Genomic DNA, 23653 nt, shown 5'->3' with positions numbered 1-23653 from the left:
CCGCTGTCCCGGGTGCGTCGCAGTACCCGAAGTCATTGAGCCAACTTTCGGCTAACGCGCGGTAAGCCGAAGGAACAAACGAAGGGCCCGATCCATGACGAGGGGATCGGGCCCTTCGGTATTGTCTGGCGCAATGTCACAGGAAACGAACGCGGGAAGAATGTACGCCGGGCAGCCCGTAGAAGACCGGCAGCGGCAGCGTCGTGCGCGTTTTCTGGAGTCCGGGCTGACGGTGTTCGCGCGAGACGGATACGCCAACAGCTCCGTCGGCGCGATTTGCAAGGACGCCGGTCTCTCCTCACGGCAGTTCTACGAGGAGTTCACCGGTCGCGAATCGCTGCTGCTGGAACTCTACGAACAGATCGACCGGGAATCGCGGGAAGCGGTGGCGGCCACCATCGCCGAGCAATCCGAGGCCAGCGCCGTGGACGTCATCGACGCCGCGGTCCGCGCCTACATCGAGTCGATCGGACGCGACCCACGCAAAGCCAGAGTCGCCCTCGTCGAAGTCGTCGGCGCGGGCCCCAAGGTCGAGAAGTTCCGCCTGGAACTCCGCCGAGCCTGGGGCGCGCTGCTCGCCTCCGCCGCCGAGGACGCCGCCATGCACGGCGAAATCCCGCCGGGCGACTACGAAATGCGCGTCCTCGCCATCATCGGCGCGGTCAACTACGTGGTCGACGCCTGGAGCGGGTCCGAACCCAGACCACCGCTGGACGACGTCATCGCCGTCCTGCGCCGCATCATCATGGGCGCGGTCAGCGCCTGAACCCACGCCGAATCCGGCATCCACCACAGCGAATTCGCACCCGTTTCCCCTGCCCGGGGACGGGTGCGAACTAGTTCCGGCGGGTAGCGTGCCGCGCATGGAGACTGTGCCGATCCAGATGCCGGACGGAACCGCCGTGAAGGTGCGGCTGATTCCGGCGCGTGGGGCGCACCGGCATCCGATCACGCCCGACGCGCCGCGACCGGTGGTGGTGATCGTGCCGGGGCTGGGCGTGCCCGGGGAGTACTACTCGCTGTTCGGATCGCCCTTGGCCGCACGCGGGTTCGACGTGGCGCTGCTGGAGCTGCGCGGCAACGGGGACAGCCGGCCGAATCCCGCCTCCGCCTACGGGTATCAGGAGCTGGTGGCGGTGGACTTCCCGGCCATGTTCGAGGTGGTGCGGGAACGGTTCCCGGACAGCACGCCATACCTGCTGGGGCACAGCATGGGCGGGCAGCTGGGGGTCATGTACGCCTCTCGCATCCGCGGGCGCCTGGGCGGGCTGATCCTGGTCGCCTCGGGGACGCCGTATCACCGCGGATTCCACGGCTTGACCGGGACCGGGCTGCGGCTCGGCAGCGCGGCCGTCTCGCTGACCGCCAACCTGGCCGGATTCTGGCCCGGGAACACGCTGCCCGCAGGCGGATTCGGCCGGCAGTCGAAGCAGCTGATCGCCGATTGGGCGCGTTTGGCGCGCACGGGCAGGTTCCAGCCCGCCGACGCCGATATCGACTACGAGGAGCGCATTCGGAGGCTCAAACTGCCGGTCCTGTCGATCACGCTGACCGGAGACGAGCTGACGCCGCAGAATTCGGCCGGCCACCTGCTCGACAAACTGCCCAACGCCAAGGTCACCCGCTGGCACAACCCGGAGTCGCTGGGCCACAACGGCTGGATCAGCGATCCCGAATCCACCCTCGACTACGTCGAAAAATGGCTCCGGGACCGCTGATTCGGCGACCGTGCTCCCGTAGCCGCGATCACTCCCGCGGGGTTTCAGGGGCTTGCCCCTGAGAGCTACGAGAGTTGTCCACTACCGTGGGCGCTCAGGGCGTGGTGCGGTCGATCAGCGTCTGGGTGAAGAATTCGTAGATGAGCGCCGCTTGGAAGGCGGACTGCTTGTTGTCCGCCGCGCCGCCGTGCCCGCCTTCGATGTTCTCGTGGTACCAGATCGGGTGACCCTGGGATTCCAAGAGCGCGGCCATCTTCCGGGCGTGACCGGGGTGGACGCGGTCGTCGCGGGTGGAGGTGGTGAGCAGGATCGGCGGGTACTTCGCCTCCGGATCGGTGTTCTGGTACGGGGAGTACTTGGCGATGTACTCCCACTCCTCCGGCTTGTCCGGGTCGCCGTACTCGGCCATCCAGGACGCGCCCGCCAGCAGCAGGTGATAGCGCTTCATGTCGAGCAGGGGGACCTGGCACACGATGGCCCCGAACAATTCCGGGTAGCGGGTCAGCATGACGCCCATCAGCAGACCGCCGTTGCTGCCGCCGACCGCGCCCAGCTGATCGTGGGTGGTGATGCCGCGCGCCACCAGATCCCGGGCGATGGCCGCGAAGTCCTCGTAGGCCTTGTGGCGGTTGGCCTTCAGGACGGCGGTGTGCCATTCGGGGCCGTACTCGCCGCCGCCGCGAATATTGGTCATCACCCAGGTGCCGCCGCGTTCCAGCCAGCCCATGCCCGACGCGCCGCTGTAGGCGGGCGTGCGCGACACCTCGAAACCGCCGTAGCCGGACATGATGGTCGGTCCGGGCACGCCCTTGCGATCACGGTGGCGGATCACGAAATACGGGACCATGGTGCCGTCGTCGGAGCGGGCGAAGAACTGCTCGGTCTCCACCCCGTCGGCGTCGAAGAACTCGGGTTCGCGCTTGAGCACCTCGGTGGCGCCGCCGACCGACGCCGACATGAGCGTGGTCGGGCTGGTGAAACCACTGGTGGAGAGCATGAATTCGTCACCGCCCTCGAGCGGGTCCAGGTTCATGACGCTGGTGGTGGCCATGGGCGGGGCGTCGGCCAGCGGCTCGCGCACCCAGCCGTCCGGGCCGGGGGTCAGCACGTGCAGTTCGGTCTGCACGTCGGCGAGGGTGATGAGCAGCAGGTGGTTCTCGGTCCAGCCGTAGCCGTGCAGCGAAGTGTGCGCGTCGGGGGTGAACAGGACCTCGAAATCGCGTCCGCCGGCGAGGAATTCCTCGAAGTTCAGCGCCAGCAGGGCGCCCGCCGGATAGTTGCTGCCGTTCACCTCCCACGGTGACTTCAGGCGCACCAGGAACCAATCCTTGTACCAGGATTCGGAGGCGTCGGTGGGGACGTCGATATGCCGCAGCGAACCGTCGGCTTCCAGCAGATAGACCTCTTCGTTGAAGAAGTCGGTGGCGCGGCCGATGAAATGGCGTTCGTAACCGGGGGTGCGGTCGTAGCCGGCCGAAACCGCTACATCGGACATTCGCCCCTCGAATACGGATTCGGCTGCCGCCAAAGGGGTTCCGCGCCGCCAGCGCTTGGCAATGCGCGGATAACCGGAATCGGTCAGCGAGCCGTCGCCGAAATCCGTTCCGACATAGACATTGTCGTCGTCGATCCAGCGGATCTCGGATTTCGCCTCGGGCAGGTAGAAGCCATTGTCGGCCGGATCGATGAAAGCCTTTGCCTCGATATCGAATTCGCGGACCACCTTGGCGTCCGCGCCGCCGCGCGACAGGCTGATCAAAGCCCGGCGCTGTTCCGGGCGCAGCACCGCCGCGCCGCCCCACACCCAGTTCTCCTCCTCGTCGCGAGCGAGGGCGTCGAGGTCGATCAGCACCTCCCACGCCGGCTCCGCTTTCGCGTATTCGGCGAAGGTGGTGCGCCGCCACAGGCCCTTCGGGTGGTCGCCGTCGCGCCAGAAGTTGTAGAGCCAGCGGCCGCGCCGGCCCGGATAGGCGATGCGGGTGTCGGTGTCGAGCATGGCGAGGATGCGGGACTCCAGGCCGCTGAACCGGTCCGAGGAGGCGAACCTCTCGACGACCACGTCATTGTGCGCTCGTGCCCAGTCCAGGGCGCGATCGCTCGTCACTTCCTCCAGCCACAGGTACGGATCTGTCACGCTCTCTCCAACACCGGTCATGCCCACATTGTTGCCGAGCACCGCGTTCGCTGGTCGCGAACCCTGGGAGTGGGGCTGCGCTCCCGCACCCCCGTGGGGTGAACAAGGGACTCCGGGGGCCAGGCCCCCGGACCCCCGGAGTGCCCTGGACCCTCGCAGACCCCGGATTGTTGGAATGCCCGGGACCCCTTGAAGCCTCGGAATCCTGGATTCCCAGGACGTGCTTATCCGAGGCGGACGAGCATCTTGCCGGTGTTCAGGCCCGAGAGGACGCCGAGGAAGGCGGCCGGGGCTTGTTCGAGGCCCTCGTAGACGGTTTCGCGGGTGCGGAGGGTGCCGTCGGCCAGCCAGCCGGCGGCGCGGCCGATGTATTCGGGGAAGCGGTCGAAGAAGCTGGTGACCAGCATGCCGCGGAGGGTGATCTCCTTGGTGGCGGCCAGGTAGAGGTCTGGGGTTTGTTCGGCTGCCGCGCCGTTGTAGCCGCTGATCGCGCCGACCAGGGCGATGCGGCCGGCCTGGCGCATGACCTCGATTGCGGCCTTCAAGTGGTCGCCGCCGACGCTGTCGAGGTAGACGTCGATGCCCTCCGGCGCGGCTGCCTCCAGCTGCTCCTTCAGATTCCCGGCCCGGTAGTCGACGGCCGCGTCGAAGCCGAATTCCTCCAGCAGCAGGGCGGTTTTCGCCGCACCGCCCGCCGAACCGATCACCCGCTTCGCGCCCAGCGCCTCGGCGATCTGCCCCGCGACGCTGCCGACCGCGCCCGCCGCCGCCGAGATGAAAACGGTGTCACCCGGCTTGACCCGAGCGACCTCGGTGAGCGCCGCGTAGGCGGTGAGCCCGGTGGTACCGAGCACGCCCAGGTAGTGCTGGGGCGACGCCAGCTCGGTGTCGATGACGGTGGCCGTCGCGGCGTCGACGACGGCGAACTCCCGCCAGCCCGCGAAGTGGGTCACGGTGGCCCCCACCGGGATATCGGATCGCGATTCCACCACCTCGCCGACCGCCGAACCGTCCAGGGGAGCGCCGAGCTGGAACGGCGGGATGTAGGACTCCTTGTCGTCCATCCGGCCGCGCATGTACGGATCCACCGACATCCAGGTGTTCCGCACCAGGATCTGCCCCTCGGCGAGCTCGGGCAGCGGGCGCTCCACCAGCTCGAAATTCGCCGCCGTGGGCGCGCCGTCCGGGCGAGCCGCGAGCAGGATTTCCTTACCGGTGCGGATCTGAGTAGTCATGTCGCACAGCCCTTTTCGTCTCTCCGGCCGGTGTGTCCGGCCTGCTGAGAAGAACGCTATTGCCGCGCCGCACCCGTTCCCAGGTCCCGCGATGCCACCACCCGGCCCTCCGGTGCCAGTCGCCCGGTCCTGCGATGTCAGGCGTCCTGTCCTGCGGTGCCAGGGATTCAGGACCAGCGGTGTCAGGCGTTCGGGTCCTGCGGTGTCAGGTGTCGGGACCATGCGGTGTCGCGCCCGGTCCTGTGGTGCGTCCGGCCTCGGGGGTGGTGGCGGCTTGTCAGTGAGCGTGTGTCGGTGCTGCGCCGGTCCAGCGGTGGAAGGCTTTGCGTAGGGCGCGGTCGTCGGTGAAGCCGAGGCGGTTGGCTACCGTGACTGTGGTATTTCCTTCCGCGAGTAGGGTTTCCGCGCGTTCGTAGCGGAGCAGGTCGACTTCGTGTCGCCAGGTGGTGCCGGCGTCCGCCAGTTGGCGTTGCAGGGATCGGCGGCTGAGGAGGAGGCGGCGGGCCACGGCGTCCAGGGCGAGGTCGCCGCTGTCCAGGGCGGCGGCCAGGGCGATTCGGAAGGCTTCCAGCGGACCGGGAATCGCCTTCGAGCTGGAGAGCACCAGGTCGGCGTGGCTGCGCAGGAGGTCGCCGAGGATGGGGTCGGTGCGGTGCAGGGGTGCGGTGGCGTCGGCGGCGGCGAAGGTGATGCTGTCGGAATCGGCGCCGAATTCGATGGCATCGGTGCCGAACGCCGCGGTCAGGATCGAATGATGCTGGGGCGCTGCGTGTCCGAAGGTGATGCGTTTGGCTCGGACCGGCCGGCCGGTGGCTTCGCGGGCGCGGCGCAGGTAGTACGCGAGCACGTACTCGTTGACCACGGCCGCCACTCGCGGGTCACCGGCGGTGGTGCGATAGCTGACCGTCAGATCGCCGTCGGCATCCAGGTCGAAACCCTCACCGGCGGCGGTGACGACCCGGTGGTAGGGCTGGGCGGCGAGCAGGGAATCGGCGAAGGTGGCCCCCGTGGTCACCAGATAGTCCCAGGTGGTGAGGGTGCCGAGCGGGGCCGCCGTGACCACCGCGAGCCCCGCGCCCGCCGCCGGCCCGGCATGAGCGATCAACTCCCACAGCCGAATCAGCGAGTTCAACGGGATGCGGTTGAGTTCACCGGTGAGGGTGGCGTCGTCGAGTCCGTGCATCCCGGTCAGCTGTGCGGCGTCGACCCCCGCCCGGACCGCGGCATCGCGTACCAGCCGGATGAGCTGGGTCGAAACCGTGCCGTCGAGCGTGTCCACGCGCCTCACATTAGTGAGCGGGCATTTCCGCACCGGTCAGTAGGATTGCGGATTCGGAGACCGAGTCCGCGAGGAGGTCCGGGTTGTCGCGTCCGGCGATCGTCATGCCCCGGCTGTGGGAGCAGCACTGCTGCCCGCCCCTGCTGCCCACCGCCGATATGGGTGAGCTGGGCCGGTATCCGCTCGGCTCCTACCTGTCGATCAATATCGGCTACGCCCCGCACTCGGCGGCCGACGCCCGCGCGCTGGCCGAGCAATTCCGCCGGGATGCCTTGGCGGACGGCCGTTTCCGCATGGTCGCCGGCGCCGAGGACGCCTGGCCGGAGCCGGGCGCCGACACCGTCGACGACACCAGCGTGCTGGCCTTCGATCTCGAGGACTCCAATCCGCTGGACGGCGATCTCGACAATGTGGACGTGTTCCACGAGCTGGGCCTGCGTTCCCTGCTGCCCACCTACAACACCCGCAATGCCGCGGGCTGCGGCTGTCTCGACACCGAGGACACCGGGCTGACCGCCTACGGGCGCGATCTGATCGGGGTGCTCAACGAGGTCGGGGTCTTCGCCGACGGCTCGCACTGCTCGGTGCGCACGGGCTTGGACATCGCGCGCGTCAGCACCGTGCCGATGATCTACAGCCACTCCAATTTCGCCGCCCTGCACGCGCATCCGCGCAATATCACCGACGATCAGGCCCGCGCCTGCGCCGAGACGGGCGGCGTCATCGGCATCAACGGGGTGGGAATCTTCCTGGGGTACAACGCACCTGACGAAGGCGCCGAGCGGGTGCGCGCCATGGCCGATCACATCGCCTACGGCGCGGAGCTGGTCGGCATCGAGCACATCGGGATCGGCTCCGACTATTCCTTCGACGCCGACGAGTTCAACGCCATGCTGGCCGACAGCCCGGAGAGCTTCTCCGAGGAGTACACCCGCTACGGCCAGCTGCAATGGACGCCGCCGGAGGACTTCCTCGGCGAGTCCGGCTTCCCGGGCCTGAACCAGGTGCTGGCCGAGCGCGGTTTCTCGGACGCCGATCGCGCGGCCGTGTTCGGCGGCAATTTCGCGCGGGTCGCCCGCAAGGTCTGGCACTAGACTCGTTGCCGAGTGTTCGCTGTCCGTCCTGCCCAACCGATTCGAGAGGGATGACCGGATGACCGCACAGCTCGAACCCATCGTGACGAAGTTCGTGGACGCGGTGAACGCGCACGATTCCGACGCCTTCTTCCGGACTCTGGCCTCCGACGCCAGCATGTCCGACGACGGGCAGGAGCGGAATCTGGCGCAGTGGACCGAGTCCGAGATCTTCGCCACCAACGGCCGGATGAAGATCGAATCCGTGACTTCGCCGACCTCGTTCGTGGCCGACTACAGCAATGATCGCTGGGGCGCGATGCGGACCGCCTGGAAGTTCACGCTGTTCGACGGACTGATCAGTCGGTTCGAGACCGGGCAAGCCTGAGTCCCGCTGTGTTCGCGCTCTCACCGAGGCGGGGGATGGCTGAGTGAGCGCGCGGGAACAGGGCTAGGCTCGGTGCCGTGACTTCCCACTACGATGTCGTCGTTCTCGGCGCTGGTCCCGGCGGTTACGTCGCCGCGATCCGCGCCGCTCAACTCGGCCTGCGAACAGCGATCGTCGAGCAGAAATACTGGGGTGGCGTGTGCCTGAACGTGGGCTGCATTCCCTCCAAGGCACTGCTGCGTAACGCCGAACTGGCCCATATTTTCACCAAGGAAGCCAAGACCTTCGGCATTTCCGGCCAGGCGAGCTTCGACTTCGGCGCGGCGTTCGACCGCAGCCGCAAGGTGGCGGACGGCCGCGTCAAGGGCGTCCACTTCCTGATGAAGAAGAACAAGATCGACGAGTTCGACGGTGCGGGCACCTTCGTCGATGCCAACACGATCTCCGTGGCGCTGAGCAAGGGCGGGTCCGAGACCATCACGTTCGACAACGTGATCATCGCGACCGGCACCGTCACCAAGCTGCTGCCCGGCACCTCCCTGTCCGCCAATGTGGTCACCTACGAGGAGCAGATCCTCACCCGTGACCTGCCCGGCTCGATCCTGATCGTCGGCGCGGGCGCCATCGGCATGGAGTTCGGCTACGTCCTCAAGAACTACGGCGTGGACGTGCGCATCGTCGAATTCCTCGACCGCGCCCTGCCGAACGAGGACGCCGACGTCTCCAAGGAGATCACCAAGGCGTACAAGAAGCTCGGCATCACCATCACCACCGGTGCGGCCGTGCAGTCCATCGACGACGACGGCTCCAAGGTCACCGTCGCGATCAAGGACAACAAGACCGGTTCCATCGAGACCGTCACGGTCGACAAGGTGCTGCAGGCCGTCGGCTTCGCCCCGCGCATCGACGGCTACGGCCTCGACAAGACCGGCGTGCAGCTGACCGATCGCGGCGCCATCGCCATCGACAATGTCATGCGCACCAATGTCCCGCACATCTACGCCATCGGCGATGTCACCGCGAAGCTGCAGCTCGCGCACGTCGCGGAGGCGCAGGGCGTGGTCGCGGCCGAGACCATCGCGGGCGCGGAGACGCTGCCCATCGATGACTACCGCATGATGCCGCGCGCCACCTTCTGCCAGCCGCAGGTCGCCTCGTTCGGCCTGACCGAAGAGCAGGCGCGCGCCGAGGGTTACGACGTCAAGGTCGCGACCTTCCCGTTCACCGCGAACGGCAAGGCGCACGGTCTGGGCGACGCGCAGGGCTTCGTGAAGCTCATCTCCGATACCAAGTACGGCGAACTCATCGGCGGCCATCTCATCGGCCCCGATGTCTCCGAACTGCTCCCGGAGCTGACCCTGGCCCAGAAGTGGGATCTCACGGTCAACGAGCTGGCCCGCAACGTCCACACCCACCCGACGTTGAGCGAAGCCCTCCAGGAAGCCATCCACGGCCTCGCCGGCCACATGATCAACTTCTGATCGACGGCATTCGTACGGCCCGGTTCCAGCGAAACCCGCTGGGGCCGGGCCGTTTTCGTGCCGTCGATCAGAAGGACTCCTCGAAGCGATACCAGGGGCCTTCGAACGGTTCGTAATAGAGGTCGCCGCCGGGAGCGGGCGCGGCATCGGGGAAGTAGGCGAAGCCGGAATAGGTCATGAAACCGCCGGTGGTGTAGAGCAGGCAGCCGCCTTCGCGGTTGGCGATGGCGGAGACGTGGAAGACGCCGATCCGGGTGCCCGTGGTGGGAGCACAGGTGATCGCGGCCTGCTCGAGAGCGGATTTGGAGAGGGTCCAGCCGAGGTCGGCGGGCGCGCCCGAGCGCGCGACGACGAACGTGGCGAGGACCACCAGCGGAGCCAGCAGGCTCAGCGCCCAGGCGCGATAGCGCAGCAGGCCGGCGGCGGCGGTGCCGAACCACGCCAGGGCGGTGAGACCGAGCAGGAATCGGGTGAGGAGCGTGGATCCGGTCGATTCGCCGGACATCTCGAGCCAGAGCAGGGTCAGGCACAGGATCGCCGTGGCCAGGGCGATCACGCGGGTGGCATTGGCCCAGCCCCGATGCGAGAGACGGTTCTCCACCCGCCGAATCCTATGGGGCGGACGGCCAGGGACGCGGTTTCGCTCAGGCGGGTCGGTGCAGTTCGCGGTGCAGGGCGTAGATGCGGTCGGTCAGCTCCGGGAACGGGCCGGAGACAGGCACATTCGGCGCGATTGCCTGGATGGGAAGCGCGGCCACCGGGCCCGGGGCGACGCCGAATTCGGCGAGCCAGGCGCTGAGCTGCTCGGTCGAGGCGGCATAGACGATGGGGCCCAGACCGACCCAGGCGTGCGCGGCCGAGCACATGGGGCAGTGCTCACCAGAGGTGTAGACGGTGGCAGTGGCGCGCTCGGCCGGACTCAGATTTTCGGCGGCCCAGCGGGCGAGCTCGAATTCCGGATGGCGCGTGTGGTCGCCGCCCGCCACGCGGTTGCGATCCTCGGCGAGCACGCTGCCGTCGTCGGCGACCAGCACCGAACCGAACGGCTCGTCGCCCGCGGCAAGCGCCTCGGCGGCGAGTTCGACGCAGCGCTCCAGGTATCGCAACTCGGTCGCGTTCGGCATATCGGAGGCTCTCCGTTCGTCGTGCTCGGGGGATGCCCCCGAGCGTTGGTTCCTGCGTGTCCAGCGTGGTGTGTCCCGGGACGTTTCCGAGGGTTCGGGGTGGTGTGTCCCGGGACGTTTCCGAGGGTTCGGGGTGGTGTGTCCCGGGACGTTTCCGAGGGTTCGGGGTGGTGTGTCCCGGGACGTTTCCGAGGGTTCGGGGTGGTGTGTCCCGGGCGGGTGTTTCCGAGCGTTCGGGGGTGGTGTGTCCCGGGCGGGTGTTTCCGAGCGTTCGGGGGTGGTGCGCCCCGGAGTGTTCCTGGGGGTTCGGGGGCGAAGCCCCTGAGAGTCCGAGAGTTGCCTACTCACTCGCGGTGGTAGGCGTCCTGGGCGGCCTTGATCGTCTCGATGTTCGTCTCGAGTACGACGATCAGCGCTTCGAGGTGGTCGGCCACCTGCTCGCCCAGTTCGGTGAGGGTGTATTCGACGTGGGGCGGGATGGATTGCTGGACTTCGCGATTGATCATGCCGTCGCGTTCCAGGGTTTGCAGGGTCTGCGAGAGCATGCGTTCGCTGATGCCGTCCACCCGGCGGCGCAGGGCGCTGAAGCGGTAGGGGCCCGCCCGCAGGGCGACCAGGGCGAGCACGCCCCAGCGGCTGGCGACGTCCTGCAGTACCGGCCGGGATTGGCAGTTCCGGGCGAAGACGTCGGCTTCCAGGGTGGGGTCGTCGGTATCGACCTGGTCGGCGGGCCGCGTGCTCATGAGACGAGATTACCTAACTTTGGGGTAGCGGTTCCGGAATAGGATGTGCTTACTATTAGTTAGTACAGTCTGATCAAGCAGTTCATTCCCTGGAACCATGGAGGAAGTCATGACCGTCGCCGTCACCGGAGCCACCGGCCAGCTGGGCCGTCTCGTCGTCGAAGCGCTGCTGAAGAAGGGTGAGACGCCGGTCGCCATCGTCCGTGATCCGGCCAGGGCGGCGGATCTGGCCGAGCGCGGTGTGGACGTGCGGCAGGCGAGCTATGACGATCCGGCGGCCCTCGACCGCGCGCTGGCCGGCGTCGATCGGGTGCTGCTGGTGTCGGGCAACGAGTTCGGGGCGCGAGTCGCCCAGCACGCCAATGTGATTCGCGCCGCCGAGCGGGCCGGGGTGCGGCTGCTGGCCTACACCAGCATTCCGGTCGCGGACCGCAATCCGATGATCCTCGCCCAGGAGCACACCGGCACCGAGGCCGTGCTCGCGGAAGCGACTGTGCCGCATGTGATCCTGCGCAACGGCTGGTACTGGGAGAACTACACCAACGGGCTGCCGCACGCGGTCGAGACCGGAGTGTTCGCGGGCGCGGCGGGCGCCGGCAAGGTGGCGGGCGCGGCCCGCGCCGATTACGCCGAGGTCGCCGCGAACGTGCTGACCAGCGACGGGCACGCGGGTCAGGTCTACGAGCTCGGCGGTGACGCGCTGCTCAGCTATGACGAACTGGCGCAGGCGATGTCGGAAGCGTCCGGCAAGCCGGTCCGCTACCAGGATCTGCCCGAGGCCGATTACGCCGCCGGGCTCATCGGGGCGGGACTGCCGGAAGGATTCGCGCGGGCGCTGGCCGACGCGGACGCGGGCATCGCGAAGGGCGGTCTGCTGGACGTGAACAGCGGGCACCTGCAGCAGCTGCTGGGTCGCCCGTCGACCCCGGCCGCAGAGGTATTCCGCGCCGCCCTGAGCTGAGCCCCCAGCCTGACGCTTTTCAGTACCAGTGGTTGGCCTGCCAGAACTCCCAGGCCGCGTTGGGGCTGCCGTACCGCTGCACCATGTAGCGGTACGCCCAGCGCAATTGGGTCATCGGGTTGATCAGCCAATCCACGCCCTCGCTGCTCATCTTGTGCGCGGGCAGGGCCTGAGCCAGGCCGTAGGCGCCCGACGACGGGTTCACGGCGAACACCCGCCAGCTGCTCTCATGGGTGATGATCTGGTCGAACGCCGGGAACTGATCGAGCGGAACCACGGTGAGCGCCATGGTCTTCAACGCCGGCTTGGGGTAGGCGAACTCCGGCTCCACCACGGCCGACAGCACGGTCAGCCCCGGCACCATGGCGAATTCGACCAGGCCGGAGGACATGGTCGCCTCGGCCAATCGTGCGGACAGGTTGGTGAGCAGCGCGACATCCACTTCGGGAGCCGCCTGCGCCGCGGGTGCGGTGCCGGTCATCGCCGGTACCGCCGCGGCCAGGAGCAGTCCGAGCACTCCGACTCGGAAACTCCGGCGCGTCGCCTTCTTCGAACCGTTGCCAATCACGAATAGACGGATCAGGCAGCGACCATACCCGCGCGAACAGCCGCGTCCCGGGAGCTACGCGGCGTGTCGAGATCTCGATCCGACCCTGTTTGTGCTGGTCAACAGGCCAGTTCCGCCGCCGGGATCGCGAAGGGATCAGGCTTCTGCCGCGCGGCGGCGCAGGAGTTCCTGTTCGTCGCGATTGGCGGTGAGTTCGGCGGCGCGGAGGAAGGCGGTGCGGGCTTCGGCGGTGTCGCCGAGGCGGGCCAGCAGGTCGCCGCGGACTGCGTAGAGCAGGTGGTAGTCGTCGAGCACGCCGGTGGCGGCGAGCTTGTCGGCGAGCTCCAGTCCGGCGGCGGGGCCGAGCGCCATGCCCACCGCGACCGCCCGGTTCAGTTCCACGATCGGCGATGGGAAGCGTTGCGCCAGCTGGGCATACAGTCCCGCGACGCGCTGCCAATCGGTGTCGGCGACGGTCGGGGCCATGGCGTGCATGGCGGCGATGGCGGCTTGCAGGGCATAGCGTCCGGGCGCCGCGGCCCGGGCGCGATTCACCGCGTGCGCGCGGCCCAGCGCCGCGAATCCCCGGCCGATGAGCAGCCGATTCCATTGCGCCCGATCCTGATCCGCCAGCAGGATGGGCGCGCTGTCCCCGCCGCCGCGGGCGCGCAGCCGCGACGCCTGGAGCTCGAGCAATGCGGCCAGCCCGTGGGTTTCCGCCTCGCCGGGCAGCAGTTCGGCCAGGATGCGCGCCAATCGCAGTGCGTCCTCGCATAATTCGGCTCGTACCCAGCTGTCGCCGTGGGTGGCCGTGTACCCCTCGTTGAAGATCAGATAGATGACTTCCAGCACCGAATCCAGGCGCTCGGTGAGTTCCGGCCCGGCCGGCACCTCGTAGGGCACCCGGGCCTTCGCGATGGTCCGCTTGGCGCGCACGATGCGTTGCGCCACCGTCGATTCCGGCGCCAGATAGGCGCGGGCGATCTCGGCGGTGCTGAGCCCGCCGACCATGCGCAGCGTGAGTGCGGCGCGGGCCGGCGGGGTGAGCACCGGGTGACAGGCGGTGAAGATCATCCGCAGCAGGTCGTCCTGGATCGGCGGCGCGGGCTCCGCCTCCTCCGGACCGTGTTCCAGCTCCCGCCCCAGCAGCGCCAGCTTGCGCGCGAAGGTGGCATCGCGCCGGATCCGGTCCAGCGCACGGTGTTTGGCGGTCAGCATGAGCCAGCCGCCGGGATTGGGCGGCACCCCGTCGCGCACCCACTGCTCCAGCGCCGCCAGGTACGCGTCCTGTGCGACCTCCTCCGCCAGCCCGATATCGCCGACCATGCGGGTCAGGCCGGCGACCAGCCGCGGCCACTCGATCCGCCAGGCCGCCTCGACGGCCTGGCGGGCCCGCTTTTCGGGTGACCGCGCGGAACTCATCCCTGGTGGTCGAGCTGCCGCACCTCGACCTCGATATCCCATTCGGGGCCGTGTACGCGCAGGAACCGCCGCGCCCATTCGACGGCTTCGTCATCGGAGCGCGTCTGCAACATGCAGTAGCCGCCGATGATCTCCTTGGCCTCGGTGTAGGGCCCGTCGATGACGGTCTGCTTACCGTCGGTCTGCCGGATGCGGGTGCCCTCCGCGGCGGGCCGCAGCCCGGCCGTTTCGAGCAGTACGCCTGCCTTGGTCATCTCCTCGATGAGCGCGTTCATATCCGCGATCAATTGCTCGCCCGGCCCGTCCTCGGGCATCTGAGCCGGGTCGAGCCGGATCAAAATCAGATGGCGCATGTCTGCATCCTCTCGCTGTGCGGGTGTGTTCAGCTACTCCTCGAACGAGTGGACGCGAAATCGACATCGGCCGGAAAAAATTCTCAGACCCACTGCACGAGCTGGATCACGATCCCGTTCGGGTCCACGGTCTGGAAGTACCGTTCGCCCCACGGCTCGGTCTCGATCGGGGTCACGATCGGCACGCCTTCGGCGCGCACCCGCTCGTATTCGCCGTCGATTTCCTCGACCACGAACGCCACCAGCAGCCCCTGCCCGGCATCGCCGGCAATGCGCTCGGGTTTGAAGCTGCCGAGTCCCGTGCGCAGGTAGACGATATTGAATCCGGCGTCCTCGCGGGCCAGCGAGATGAACCCGTCGGCCGACATCTGCTCGGCGAAACCGAAGTGCTCGATCAGGAAGCGCGCCGAGGCGGCCGGGTCGGGCACGTTCAGGGAGATGACGGAAGCGGTGATTTTCATGGATCCTCCTCGGTGCCGGTTAACTCTGTACTTAGTACGCTGTACTTTGTACGGAAATTCCCGACGGGCTGCCATGTGACGGCTGTCACGTCGCTACGATCGCCGTGGAGGTGAGCGGAATGGCCGAACGCAGCGGCGCCGGAGATCCGGTGCGCACATTGGAACTGCTGTGGCGGGTGCCCGGCAGTGGCGCGCCCACGCGCGGGCCCAAACAGCGCACCACACTCGATGCCGTCATCGCCGCCGCGCTGGAGATCGCCGACGCCGAGGGCCTCGGCGCGCTCACCATGCGGTCGGTGGCCGCGAAGCTGGGCATCACGCCCATGGCCACCTACACCTATGTACCCGGCAAGGCCGAACTGCTGGATCTCATGCTGGACACCGTCTATCAGCGCATGGAGCGCCATGATCTGACCGGAATGCCCTGGCGGGAGCGGGTTTCGGTGATCGCCGCGGAGAATCGCGCCATGCTGGCCGCGCACCCGTGGATCGCCTACCTGCCCACCACCCGCCCGCCGCTGGGCCCCGGCGTGGCCGCCAAATACGACCACGAACTGCGCGCCTTCGACGGACTCGGGCTCGACGATCTGGAGATGGATTCCGCCCTCACCTATGTGCTCGGCTTCGTCACCTCGGTCGCGCAGCTGGCCATCGATTCCGCCCGCGCCGCGACGGAAAGCGGTGCGAGCGACCACGAATGGTGGGAGCGGGCCGCGCCGCTGCTGGAGCGGGTCTTCGACGCCGAGCGCTATCCGCTCGCGGCCCGGGTCGGCGCGGCGGCCGGGCAGGCGCACGACAGCGCCTACAGCGCCGATCACGCCTACGCCTTCGGCTTGGACCGGGTGCTCGACGGGCTGGCGACGCTGATCGAATCACGTTCGCGCTGAACAGAATTCGCGCACAGACTGCCCGCCGCCCGGCTCGGTAGTAGCGTTACGGCATGGTGCGGCGGGTTCGATTCTCGGTGGGCGCGGTCCGGCACTGGCGGGAGACGGCGGCGGACGGAACCCTGCTGCGGTGCGTCGAAATCGATACCCGCCTGCCGAATCCGCTGCCGGCCGATCACCGTCCCACCGAGCCCGACCTCGAAGGCCAGGCCGTGGTGGCCTCCTCCGCCGAGGAACTGGCCGGAGTCCGCGCCCGCTACGGCGATATCGGCGCCTGGCTGTACGAGTCGGTGCGCGGCGAACCCGCACCGCCGCCAACCGAACTCGCGGCGGGCGCACCCGGTCCGTCAACCGACCTCGCGGCGGGCGCACCCGCTCCGTGCGACTCCGCGCCGTGCGAGTCTGCGCCGTCGGACTCCGCGACCGGCGCGTCGGCGTCGCCTGGAGCTGCTGTCGGCGGACCGGCTGCGGTCGAATCGGTATCCGCGGAGGAATTCGGGCGGGTGTGGAGAACCGCGGTGCTGCACCGGAATTTCGCACCGCAGGACACGGGTCCGCTGCCGCAGGGCGCGCTGGTGTCGGGCCGGGTGGAGGCGCTGCCGTGGGGTGTCGGCGCGACCGGTCTGTTCGTCGATATCGGGGTGCCGGTGCAGGCGTTCGTCGATGTCGCGCACCTACCCGGGGAACAATCCGAATGGCCTACGGTCGGTGACAGCGGCCGCTTCGAGGTGGTGAGGGTGGTGTTCAACTGGTGGGAAGACACCGCGCGCCTGCAGATCCGGCTCAAGCCGATCGCGCCGTTCGTCCGCCGCTGATCGGCACGATAGTGCCATTCGGCTCCCCTTCCGCCGCGCCCGCGGGCAGAATTCCAGCTATGCCGCGATCCGCACCGGCACTCGTCGCCGCCGAAACCTTCACCCGGGCAGCCCAGCCGGTGATCCCGGCCGGCGATGCGCTGGTGCTGCGGCCGTGGCTGCGCCGCGACGCGCCCGAGGTGTACGCGGCCTTCCAGGATCCGGCGCTGAGCCGCTGGCAGGTGCGCACCGTGGAATCCGAGGACGAGGCCGAGGAGTGCGTGGAGGCGTGGGCGCGCACCTGGAAGCTCGGGCAGAACGCGAGCTGGGCGGTGGCGGACAGTCATACCGGTCGGGTGCTGGGGCGGGTGGCCCTGCAGCACTTGGTGTTGTCGCAGGGGATGGCGGCGGTGGCGTACTGGGTGGCGCCGCAGGCGCGCGGGCGCGGGGTGGCGCCGCGCGCGGTGGAGGCGCTCACCGGGTGGGCGTTCGAGCGCGCCGGATTCCATCGCCTGGAATTGCGGCACTCCGTGCTCAACGCGCCGTCCTGCCGGGTGGCGCTCAAGGCCGGGTTCGGGCTCGAAGGCGTGAACCGCAGCGCCGGACTGCATGCCGACGGCTGGCACGACATGCACCTGCACGCCCGCGTGCACGGGGACGACCTGGACGCCGCGACCAGTGAGATCCCCACGGGCCGGGTGTACCGCCGCTGACAGCGGCTCCCGGCGAATTGGCGCGATCGGGCCGCCGCCGGGGACTCCCGGGATGGGTGCGGGCTTGTTAGCGTGGCCACATGGTGTCGACGCAGCCACGTATCGCTCCCGGCCGTCTGCGGGAGCTCGGACCGGTCAATTGGGTTGTCTGGCAGGTGCTCTCCCGGGCCGCCGGGACCGAGGACGCCCATCTGTTCAGCACGCTCGGGCGCACCGGCGGGCTGTTCCGCGGCTGGCTGCACTTCTCCGGGCGGCTGATGCCCGGCGGCAGACTGCCGCGCTACGAGACCGAACTGGTGATCATCCGGGTCGCGCACCTGCGCGGCTGCGAATACGAGATGGACCATCACATCCGATTGGGCAAGCGCGCGGGCGTGACCCAGCCGATCCTGGACCGGCTCCGCGAAGGCCCGTCCGCCGCCGGCTGGACCGACAAGGAACGCGCCCTGCTCACCGCGGTCGACCAATTGGTCGGCACCCGCGACCTCGACGACACCGCCTGGCGCGAACTCGCCGTCCACTACGACGAGCGCCGCCTCATCGAAATCGTCCTGCTGACAAACCAGTACGAAGGTCTGGCCAGCACGATCACCGCCCTGCGCATCCAAACCGATCACTGATCCGAGCCGCCGGGTGGCGGTTCACTCCCGCACGGCTTGACCGAGTTTGGTGAGCTCCAAGGCTCGCCGGGCTCGCGTCAGGACGTGCGCCCGGGAGCTGGTGAGGTGGGCCAGGAGGAGGCGGAGGGCGGCGTCGAGGTCGTCGGTCAGCACCAATTCGGCGATGGCGATGTGGTCCTCGGTCATCGCCGCGATGCGTTCCGGGGTGGGCATATCCAGCGAGCGCACCGGCCGGACCCGGGCGTACACCGCCGCCAGGGCGTCCGCGAGCGCGGTATTGCCGCCCGCGGTCAGCAGCGTCAGATGGAACTGCTCGTCGACCGCGATCAGCTCGGCCCCGGGTTCCGGCGGCGCCTCGCGCAGCCGCCGCCAGGTTTCCAGCTCCTTCTCCACCGCCGTCGCGTCGTGCCGGTGCGACCGGTCCGCTTGCCGCTGAATCCCCCTGGACTCCAGCACGATTCGCAGTTCGAACAGATCCCCGAGCTCTTCGACCCGCGGCCGGTACGGATACAGCCCGTCCGAGTGCCGTTCCAGCAGCCCGTCCGCGTAGAGCCGGGCCAGCGCCTCGCGGACGGGCGTGCGGGAGACGCCGTAGTTCTCGGCCAGCCGTTCCTCGCCGAGCCGTTCGGTCGGCGCCAGCACCCCCGCCGCGAGATCCCGCTGTAGTTCCCGATATACCTTTTCCGACAGCGGGATTCGCCCCCTGCGCAGCATGACGGGACGTCCGCTCAGATGGCCATCGCCAGGCGGACCGCGGATTCCGCGCCCCGGCCGCCCGCCCCCGAGGAGGTGACGCGGCCCGATTGCAGCACGTAGTACTGTCCGGCGGCCTGCAGCGCGAAGCCGATGTGCTGCTCCACCAGCAGCACGCTCAAGCCGCCGCGATTGGTGAGATCGATGATGGTGCGCTCGATCTCGGCCACCACCGACGGCTGGATGCCCTCGGTGGGCTCGTCCAGGATCAGCAGCTTCGGCTCGGTGATCAGAGCCCGTGCGATGGCCAGCTGCTGGCGCTGACCGCCGGACAGCAACCCCGCCTTGCGCGAGAGCAGTTCCTTCAAAGCTGGGAACAGATCCAGGGATTCGGCGATCAGTTCCTTGCCGCGCTTGCGCCCGTCGGCGACCACCTGGAGGTTCTCCAGCGCCGACAGCTGCGGGAAGGACTGCTGCCCCTGCGGTACATAGGCGATGCCGCGTTTGACCCGCCGCGAGGGCGGCAGCTTGGTGATGTCCTCGCCGTCGAACCGGATCTTGCCGGACTTGGCGGGCAGCAATCCCACCGCCGCGCGCAGCAGCGAGGTCTTCCCGGCGCCGTTGTGGCCCATGACGGCGACCACCCCGTCGTCCGGAACCGTCAGGGACACACCGTGAATGACCTGGGTGCGGCCGTAGGCCGTGTGTAGGTCAACGAGCTCCAGCATCGGCGGCCTCCTCTTTCTCGGATTCCACGACCGCATCGGGTTCCGCTGCGGCGGAGTCGGTTTCGGCGGGACCGGGCTCAGCGGGCGGCAGATCGCCCGCCGCCGCGGTGCCCAGGTAGACCTCCTGCACCCTGGGATCGGCCTGGACCTCTTCGACGCTGCCCTCGCTGAGCACGCGTCCGCCGGCCAGCACCGTCACCGAATTGGCGAAGGCGCGCATGAAGTCCATATCGTGCTCGACGACGATCACCACCCGGGTATCGCCGATGCGGCGCAACAGGTTCCCGGTCTCCTCGCGCTCCTCGGCGCTCATGCCCGCGACGGGTTCGTCGAGCAGCAGCACCGAGGCGTTCTGCACCAGCAGCATGCCGATTTCCAGCCACTGCTTCTGCCCGTGCGCCAGCACGCCCGCGGGCTTGTCGCGCAGCTCGGTGAGGCCGGTGATCTCCAGCGCCTCTTCGATGGCGGGCAGCACCGACTTGCGGCGGCGCAGCAGCGTGAGCGCGGAACGTCCCGCGCCCGCCGCGATATCGAGGTTCTGCAAAACCGTGAGCTGCTCGAACACGCTCGCGGTCTGGAAGGTGCGGCCCACACCCAGCCGGGCGATCTGATGCACCTTCTTGCCGATCAGCTCACTGCCGGACTTCTGCGCCGACCCGGTGGCGGGCGCCAGGCCGGTGATGGCGTCGATCAGCGTGGTCTTGCCCGCGCCATTGGGTCCGATGAGGAATCGCAGATCCCCTTGCAGCACGGTGAGATCCACGTCGGAGACGGCCTTGAACCCGTCGAAACTGACGGACAGTCCCCGGATTTCGAGGTATTCGCTGCTCATCGCGCTTCCACCTTCTCTTCCTCGGCGGGCGTGCCGGTGGACATGACCGAGGCGACGATGGCCTCGGCGGCCGGGGTGACCGGCGTCGCGGGCGTACCGGCGGGCCGCAGCGCGCGCACCCGTTCCAGCAGCTGCTTGGCCAGCGGCCCGAGTCCGGCGAGGCCGGCAGGCAGGAACCCGACCACCACGATGAACAGCGCGCCCTGCAGATAGGTCCAGCCGGACGGGAATTCCTCGGAGAACGAGGTCTGCGCCCAGGCCACGCCGATCGCGCCGAGGGCCGGGCCGAGCAGTGTGGTGCGCCCGCCGATGGCGACGCCGATCAGGAAGGCGATGGAGGGCACCACGCCGATGTCGGCGGGCGAGATGATCCCGACGATGGGCGTGAACAGCGCGCCCGCGATTCCGGCGAAGAAGGCCGCCACCACATACGCGACGATCTTGATATTGGCCGGGTCGTAACCGAGGAAGCGCACCCGCTCCTCCTGATCGCGCACCGCGACCAGCAGTTCCCCGTACCGCGAGTGCATCAGCTGCCGCGCGATGGCGAGCACGACCAGCAGGGTCGCCGCCGCGATGAAGAACAGCATGCGCCGGTTGGCCGGATCGGAGAGCCGGAAACCGAAGAAGGACTTGAAATCCGAGAGCCCGGTGAAGCCGCCGATGGACTGCTGCCCGATCAGCAGGATGGCCAGCGCCGCCGCCAGCGCCTGGCTCAGGATGGCGAAGTACGCGCCCTTGACCCGGCGCTTGAACACGCCGAACCCGAGCACGGCCGCGACCGCGGCGGGCAGCACCAGAATGCCGAGCAGCGCCACCGGCGCGGAGGCGAAAGGCTGCCAGTACGAGGGCAATTCGCTGATGCCGGAGATGGTCATGAACTCCGGCACGTCCTCGTGCCGCTTGGCGGCGTCGGCCATCTGCAGGTGCATGCCCATGATGTAGGCGCCGATGCCGAAGAACACGCCCTGCCCGAGGGTGAGCATGCCGCCGCGGCCCCAGGCCAGGCCGATGCCGACCGCGACGATGGCGAAGCACAGGAACTTGGCCAGCAGGCTGAGCCGGAAATCGCTGAGCGCGGCGGGCGCGATGCCGAACAGCAGCACGGCGCCGATGGCGAAGCCGCCGAAGGCTTTCAGGGAAGAATGAGCGTTGAGACGCTGGACGATGCTCATGCCAGGCTCCTCGTACGAACGGTGAACAGACCCTGCGGGCGCGCCTGCAGGAAGATCACGATCACCACGAAGACGATCACCTTGGCGACCGAGGCGGTGGTCGAGTACTCGATGAAGGAATTCAGCAGGCCCATGGCGAAGGCCGCGATGACCGTGCCCTTGATCTGGCCCAGGCCGCCGATCACCACCACCAGGAAGGCGTCGACGAGATAGGACTGCCCGATGGTGGGCGAGGTCGAACCGATCAGGGTGAGCGCCACCCCGGCCACGGCGGCCAGGCCGGAGCCGATGAAGAAGGTGCTGATATCGGTGAGACGCGAAGAGACGCCGGAGGTTTCGGCCAGGCTGCGGTTCTGCACCACGGCGCGGATGCGGCGGCCCAGCGGCGTCACCTTGAGCGCGGTGGCCAGCGCGATCACCGCGCTGATGGCGAGCACCATGATGAAGATGCGGGTCTTGGGCACCACCGCGCCGGCGATGCTGATGCCGCCGGTCAGCCAGTCGGGGGCGACCACGTTCTTGGCGGGCGCGCCGAAGATATTGCGCGCGGCCTGCTGCAGCACCAATCCGACGCCGAAGGTGACCAGCAGGGTGTCGAGCGGCCGGTCGTACATCCAGCGGATGAGACCGGCTTCCAGGGCCGCGCCGAGCAGTCCGCCGACGACGAAGCCGGCGAACAGGGAGACGATGAGCGCCACCCCCGTCGACGAAATGAGCTGCTGCACAACGAATGTGGTGTAACAACCGGCCATGATGAACTCGCCGTGAGCCATATTGATGACGCCCATCTGACCGAAGGTCAGGGCCAGGCCCAGCGCGGCGAGCAGCAGAATCGAGCCCAGACTCAGGCCCGCGAACAGCTGTCCGACTGCGACTTCCATTGTGAATACCTCTGCAGTTCTCTCGCGTCGGTCGGGTGACTGCCGATACGGCCGGTGCGAGATTCGCACCGGCCGCCCCTCATCGGCGGTTACCGATCTACTTCAGGCCCTTGGCCCACTCGTAGGAGCTCAGGTACGGGTCCGGCTGCACGGCCTTGCCCGAATCCCACACGGTGTAGATGAGTCCGTCCGGCCGGATCTCACCGATACGCGCGGTCTTGGTGATGTGGTGGTTGGCGCCGTTGATGACGACGGTGCCTTCGGGAGCGTCGAAGCTGACGCCGTCGGCCGCGGCCTGGATGTCGGCCACCGCGAAGGACTTCGCCTTCTCGACGGTGTTCTTCCACAGGAAGACCGAGGCGTACGCGGCTTCCATCGGGTCGGAGGTGGGCTTGTCGGCGCCGAAGGCGGCCTTGTACGCGGCGACGAACGCCTTGTTGGCCGGGGAATCGACGGTCTGGTAGTAGTTCCAGGCGGTCAGCTGACCGGTGATGTTCTGCACGCCGATGCCGCCGACCTCTTCCTCGGCGATGGACACCGAAACCACCGGCATCTCAGCGGCTTTCAGGCCCGCGTTGGCGTACTCGCGGAAGAACGCGACATTGGAGTCGCCGTTCAGGGTGTTGAAGACCGCGCCCGCCTTGGAGTTGCGGACCTTGTTGACGATGGTGGAGAAGTCGGTGGAGCCCAGCGGGGCCAGGTCCTCGCCCTTGATCTCGATGCCGTTGGCCTTGGCGTAGGCCTTGATCTCGCGGTTGGCGGTCTGCGGGAAGACGTAGTCCGAACCGACCAGGTAGAGGGAGGTGACGCCCTTCTGCTTCAGGTAGTCCAGGGCCGGCACGATCTGCTGGTTGGTGGTCGCGCCGGTGTAGAAGATGTTCTTGGAATCTTCCAGGCCCTCGTACTGGACGGGGTAGTAGAGCAGCGAGTTCAGCGATTCGAACTTCGGCTTCATGGCCTTGCGCGAGGAGGAGGTCCAGCCGCCGAAGACCGCGGCCACGCAGTCCGAGGAGATCAGCTTCTCGGCCTTCTCGGCGAAGGTCTTGGGATCGGAAGCGCCGTCCTCCAGCACGATCTCGATCTTCTTGCCGTTCACGCCGCCCGCGGCATTGATCTGATCGACCGCCAGCTTGGTGGCATTGGCGACGGTCACCTCGGAGATCGCCATGGTGCCGGTGAGCGAGTGCAGCGACCCGATCTTGATGGTGTCCTTGGACGTGTCTAGGCAGGACTTGGCGCTCGAGCCCTCGGCCGTGTCGCTGTCACGCGAACCGCAACCGGCGACCAGCACGGCGGACAGCGCCAGTGCGGTCGGAATGGTGATCGCCTTCATCAGACGCCGATTGCGATCTCGGCGGAGGGATTCTTGCATGGGGCGGGCCCTTCTCACTCACGGTCTACCCGCGACGCC

26 protein-coding genes are annotated in these 23653 nt (G+C 68.3%); 10 read left to right on the top strand and 16 right to left on the bottom strand.

Features of this window, described 5'->3' with window-relative positions; genetic code table 11:
* Window positions 1-133: 133 nt before the first annotated feature.
* Complete coding sequence (locus tag LTV02_RS25210) at window positions 134-766, top strand: TetR/AcrR family transcriptional regulator (RefSeq protein WP_233034285.1); 633 nt, start codon at window positions 134-136, stop codon at window positions 764-766.
* Between the two features lie 97 nt (window positions 767-863).
* Window positions 864-1718 (top strand): alpha/beta hydrolase family protein, encoded by an 855-nt coding sequence (locus LTV02_RS25205; RefSeq protein ID WP_233034279.1) that lies wholly within the window; start codon window positions 864-866, stop codon window positions 1716-1718.
* A gap of 94 nt (window positions 1719-1812) precedes the next feature.
* Here LTV02_RS25205 and LTV02_RS25200 read toward each other — a convergent pair whose 3' ends face one another.
* From LTV02_RS25200 to LTV02_RS25190, 3 genes are all read right to left on the bottom strand, one after another.
* The gene (locus tag LTV02_RS25200; protein WP_233034278.1) at window positions 1813-3873 is read right to left on the bottom strand and encodes a prolyl oligopeptidase family serine peptidase; all 2061 of its coding nucleotides are present in this window, start codon (window positions 3871-3873) and stop codon (window positions 1813-1815) included.
* 203 nt (window positions 3874-4076) lie between these two features.
* Window positions 4077-5087, bottom strand: a complete 1011-nt coding sequence (locus LTV02_RS25195) for an NADP-dependent oxidoreductase (protein ID WP_233034277.1) — start codon at window positions 5085-5087, stop codon at window positions 4077-4079.
* 277 nt (window positions 5088-5364) lie between these two features.
* The gene (locus LTV02_RS25190) at window positions 5365-6366 is read right to left on the bottom strand and encodes an AraC family transcriptional regulator (RefSeq protein ID WP_233034276.1); all 1002 of its coding nucleotides are present in this window, start codon (window positions 6364-6366) and stop codon (window positions 5365-5367) included.
* A 104-nt stretch (window positions 6367-6470) separates the two neighbouring features.
* Between LTV02_RS25190 and LTV02_RS25185 the strand changes: the two genes are divergently transcribed.
* The 3 genes from LTV02_RS25185 to lpdA all read left to right on the top strand — a co-directional run bounded on the left by LTV02_RS25185 (window position 6471) and on the right by lpdA (window position 9308).
* Window positions 6471-7460: a dipeptidase gene (locus LTV02_RS25185; RefSeq protein WP_233041701.1), complete on the top strand. Its 990-nt coding sequence runs from the start codon at window positions 6471-6473 to the stop codon at window positions 7458-7460.
* 58 nt (window positions 7461-7518) lie between these two features.
* Window positions 7519-7827 carry a nuclear transport factor 2 family protein gene (locus tag LTV02_RS25180; RefSeq protein ID WP_233034275.1) on the top strand — a complete coding sequence of 103 codons (309 nt, stop codon included), beginning with the start codon at window positions 7519-7521 and terminating at the stop codon, window positions 7825-7827.
* Window positions 7828-7904: 77 nt separating this feature from the next.
* Window positions 7905-9308 (top strand): dihydrolipoyl dehydrogenase, encoded by a 1404-nt coding sequence (gene lpdA, locus LTV02_RS25175; RefSeq protein ID WP_233034274.1) that lies wholly within the window; start codon window positions 7905-7907, stop codon window positions 9306-9308.
* Between the two features lie 67 nt (window positions 9309-9375).
* Here lpdA and LTV02_RS25170 read toward each other — a convergent pair whose 3' ends face one another.
* The 3 genes from LTV02_RS25170 to LTV02_RS25160 all read right to left on the bottom strand — a co-directional run bounded on the left by LTV02_RS25170 (window position 9376) and on the right by LTV02_RS25160 (window position 11175).
* Window positions 9376-9909, bottom strand: coding sequence for a hypothetical protein (locus LTV02_RS25170; RefSeq protein ID WP_233034272.1), 534 nt, complete (start codon window positions 9907-9909; stop codon window positions 9376-9378).
* 43 nt (window positions 9910-9952) lie between these two features.
* The gene (locus tag LTV02_RS25165; protein WP_233034270.1) at window positions 9953-10432 is read right to left on the bottom strand and encodes a nucleoside deaminase; all 480 of its coding nucleotides are present in this window, start codon (window positions 10430-10432) and stop codon (window positions 9953-9955) included.
* Window positions 10433-10776: 344 nt separating this feature from the next.
* Complete coding sequence (locus LTV02_RS25160) at window positions 10777-11175, bottom strand: winged helix-turn-helix transcriptional regulator (RefSeq protein ID WP_233034259.1); 399 nt, start codon at window positions 11173-11175, stop codon at window positions 10777-10779.
* Window positions 11176-11284: 109 nt separating this feature from the next.
* Here LTV02_RS25160 and LTV02_RS25155 point away from each other — a divergent pair, with 109 nt between their 5' ends.
* A complete protein-coding gene (locus tag LTV02_RS25155; protein ID WP_233034257.1) occupies window positions 11285-12136 on the top strand; it encodes an SDR family oxidoreductase in 852 nt (283 codons plus the stop codon).
* Between the two features lie 19 nt (window positions 12137-12155).
* Here the strand turns inward: LTV02_RS25155 and LTV02_RS25150 are convergent, their stop codons facing one another.
* From LTV02_RS25150 to LTV02_RS25135, 4 genes are all read right to left on the bottom strand, one after another.
* Window positions 12156-12653: an aggregation-promoting factor C-terminal-like domain-containing protein gene (locus tag LTV02_RS25150; protein WP_067716863.1), complete on the bottom strand. Its 498-nt coding sequence runs from the start codon at window positions 12651-12653 to the stop codon at window positions 12156-12158.
* Window positions 12654-12839: 186 nt separating this feature from the next.
* Entirely contained in the window at window positions 12840-14105 is a 1266-nt protein-coding gene (locus LTV02_RS25145; RefSeq protein ID WP_233034255.1) for an RNA polymerase sigma factor, read from the bottom strand.
* Complete coding sequence (locus LTV02_RS25140; RefSeq protein WP_233034254.1) at window positions 14102-14458, bottom strand: YciI family protein; 357 nt, start codon at window positions 14456-14458, stop codon at window positions 14102-14104. Before LTV02_RS25140 ends, LTV02_RS25145 begins: the two co-directional genes overlap by 4 nt.
* Window positions 14459-14541: 83 nt before the next feature.
* Entirely contained in the window at window positions 14542-14919 is a 378-nt protein-coding gene (locus LTV02_RS25135) for a VOC family protein (protein WP_233034253.1), read from the bottom strand.
* 119 nt (window positions 14920-15038) lie between these two features.
* Here LTV02_RS25135 and LTV02_RS25130 point away from each other — a divergent pair, with 119 nt between their 5' ends.
* The 4 genes from LTV02_RS25130 to LTV02_RS25115 all read left to right on the top strand — a co-directional run bounded on the left by LTV02_RS25130 (window position 15039) and on the right by LTV02_RS25115 (window position 17933).
* Entirely contained in the window at window positions 15039-15806 is a 768-nt protein-coding gene (locus LTV02_RS25130) for a TetR/AcrR family transcriptional regulator (RefSeq protein WP_233034252.1), read from the top strand.
* A gap of 53 nt (window positions 15807-15859) precedes the next feature.
* Entirely contained in the window at window positions 15860-16621 is a 762-nt protein-coding gene (locus tag LTV02_RS25125) for a flagellar biosynthesis protein FlhF (protein WP_233034251.1), read from the top strand.
* 59 nt (window positions 16622-16680) lie between these two features.
* Window positions 16681-17313 (top strand): GNAT family N-acetyltransferase, encoded by a 633-nt coding sequence (locus LTV02_RS25120; protein ID WP_067716848.1) that lies wholly within the window; start codon window positions 16681-16683, stop codon window positions 17311-17313.
* An 80-nt stretch (window positions 17314-17393) separates the two neighbouring features.
* Complete coding sequence (locus tag LTV02_RS25115; protein ID WP_233034250.1) at window positions 17394-17933, top strand: carboxymuconolactone decarboxylase family protein; 540 nt, start codon at window positions 17394-17396, stop codon at window positions 17931-17933.
* 21 nt (window positions 17934-17954) lie between these two features.
* On the opposite strand, the gene LTV02_RS25110 is transcribed toward LTV02_RS25115, so the two are convergent.
* From LTV02_RS25110 to urtA, 6 genes are all read right to left on the bottom strand, one after another.
* The gene (locus LTV02_RS25110) at window positions 17955-18647 is read right to left on the bottom strand and encodes a GntR family transcriptional regulator (protein ID WP_067716844.1); all 693 of its coding nucleotides are present in this window, start codon (window positions 18645-18647) and stop codon (window positions 17955-17957) included.
* A gap of 14 nt (window positions 18648-18661) precedes the next feature.
* Window positions 18662-19354 (bottom strand): urea ABC transporter ATP-binding subunit UrtE, encoded by a 693-nt coding sequence (urtE, locus tag LTV02_RS25105; protein WP_067716841.1) that lies wholly within the window; start codon window positions 19352-19354, stop codon window positions 18662-18664.
* The gene (gene urtD / locus LTV02_RS25100) at window positions 19338-20186 is read right to left on the bottom strand and encodes an urea ABC transporter ATP-binding protein UrtD (RefSeq protein ID WP_233034249.1); all 849 of its coding nucleotides are present in this window, start codon (window positions 20184-20186) and stop codon (window positions 19338-19340) included. Before urtD ends, urtE begins: the two co-directional genes overlap by 17 nt.
* A complete protein-coding gene (gene urtC, locus LTV02_RS25095; protein ID WP_233034247.1) occupies window positions 20183-21361 on the bottom strand; it encodes an urea ABC transporter permease subunit UrtC in 1179 nt (392 codons plus the stop codon). Before urtC ends, urtD begins: the two co-directional genes overlap by 4 nt.
* Window positions 21358-22242 (bottom strand): urea ABC transporter permease subunit UrtB, encoded by an 885-nt coding sequence (gene urtB / locus LTV02_RS25090; RefSeq protein WP_067716839.1) that lies wholly within the window; start codon window positions 22240-22242, stop codon window positions 21358-21360. The genes urtC and urtB overlap by 4 nt, the downstream gene beginning before the upstream one ends.
* Before the next feature lie 97 nt (window positions 22243-22339).
* Complete coding sequence (gene urtA / locus LTV02_RS25085) at window positions 22340-23575, bottom strand: urea ABC transporter substrate-binding protein (RefSeq protein WP_408639421.1); 1236 nt, start codon at window positions 23573-23575, stop codon at window positions 22340-22342.
* Window positions 23576-23653 lie beyond the last annotated feature (78 nt).

The organism is Nocardia yamanashiensis (assembly GCF_021183565.1).
GTDB lineage: Bacteria > Actinomycetota > Actinomycetes > Mycobacteriales > Mycobacteriaceae > Nocardia > Nocardia yamanashiensis.
The sequence above is the reverse complement of the archived record's forward strand: the minus strand, read 5'-3'. Positions and strand labels throughout refer to the sequence as shown.

Coding starts and splice junctions, on each gene's coding strand:
- LTV02_RS25210 (WP_233034285.1), top strand. CDS start 134: ATGTCACAGGAAACGAACGCGGGAAGAATGTACGCCGGGCAGCCCGTA.
- LTV02_RS25205 (WP_233034279.1), top strand. CDS start 864: ATGGAGACTGTGCCGATCCAGATGCCGGACGGAACCGCCGTGAAGGTG.
- LTV02_RS25200 (WP_233034278.1), bottom strand. CDS start 3,873: ATGACCGGTGTTGGAGAGAGCGTGACAGATCCGTACCTGTGGCTGGAG.
- LTV02_RS25195 (WP_233034277.1), bottom strand. CDS start 5,087: ATGACTACTCAGATCCGCACCGGTAAGGAAATCCTGCTCGCGGCTCGC.
- LTV02_RS25185 (WP_233041701.1), top strand. CDS start 6,471: ATGCCCCGGCTGTGGGAGCAGCACTGCTGCCCGCCCCTGCTGCCCACC.
- LTV02_RS25180 (WP_233034275.1), top strand. CDS start 7,519: ATGACCGCACAGCTCGAACCCATCGTGACGAAGTTCGTGGACGCGGTG.
- LTV02_RS25165 (WP_233034270.1), bottom strand. CDS start 10,432: ATGCCGAACGCGACCGAGTTGCGATACCTGGAGCGCTGCGTCGAACTC.
- LTV02_RS25160 (WP_233034259.1), bottom strand. CDS start 11,175: ATGAGCACGCGGCCCGCCGACCAGGTCGATACCGACGACCCCACCCTG.
- LTV02_RS25155 (WP_233034257.1), top strand. CDS start 11,285: ATGACCGTCGCCGTCACCGGAGCCACCGGCCAGCTGGGCCGTCTCGTC.
- LTV02_RS25145 (WP_233034255.1), bottom strand. CDS start 14,105: ATGAGTTCCGCGCGGTCACCCGAAAAGCGGGCCCGCCAGGCCGTCGAG.
- LTV02_RS25140 (WP_233034254.1), bottom strand. CDS start 14,458: ATGCGCCATCTGATTTTGATCCGGCTCGACCCGGCTCAGATGCCCGAG.
- LTV02_RS25135 (WP_233034253.1), bottom strand. CDS start 14,919: ATGAAAATCACCGCTTCCGTCATCTCCCTGAACGTGCCCGACCCGGCC.
- LTV02_RS25130 (WP_233034252.1), top strand. CDS start 15,039: ATGGCCGAACGCAGCGGCGCCGGAGATCCGGTGCGCACATTGGAACTG.
- LTV02_RS25125 (WP_233034251.1), top strand. CDS start 15,860: ATGGTGCGGCGGGTTCGATTCTCGGTGGGCGCGGTCCGGCACTGGCGG.
- LTV02_RS25120 (WP_067716848.1), top strand. CDS start 16,681: ATGCCGCGATCCGCACCGGCACTCGTCGCCGCCGAAACCTTCACCCGG.
- LTV02_RS25115 (WP_233034250.1), top strand. CDS start 17,394: ATGGTGTCGACGCAGCCACGTATCGCTCCCGGCCGTCTGCGGGAGCTC.
- LTV02_RS25110 (WP_067716844.1), bottom strand. CDS start 18,647: ATGCTGCGCAGGGGGCGAATCCCGCTGTCGGAAAAGGTATATCGGGAA.
- urtE (WP_067716841.1), bottom strand. CDS start 19,354: ATGCTGGAGCTCGTTGACCTACACACGGCCTACGGCCGCACCCAGGTC.
- urtD (WP_233034249.1), bottom strand. CDS start 20,186: ATGAGCAGCGAATACCTCGAAATCCGGGGACTGTCCGTCAGTTTCGAC.
- urtC (WP_233034247.1), bottom strand. CDS start 21,361: ATGAGCATCGTCCAGCGTCTCAACGCTCATTCTTCCCTGAAAGCCTTC.
- urtB (WP_067716839.1), bottom strand. CDS start 22,242: ATGGAAGTCGCAGTCGGACAGCTGTTCGCGGGCCTGAGTCTGGGCTCG.
- urtA (WP_408639421.1), bottom strand. CDS start 23,575: ATGAAGGCGATCACCATTCCGACCGCACTGGCGCTGTCCGCCGTGCTG.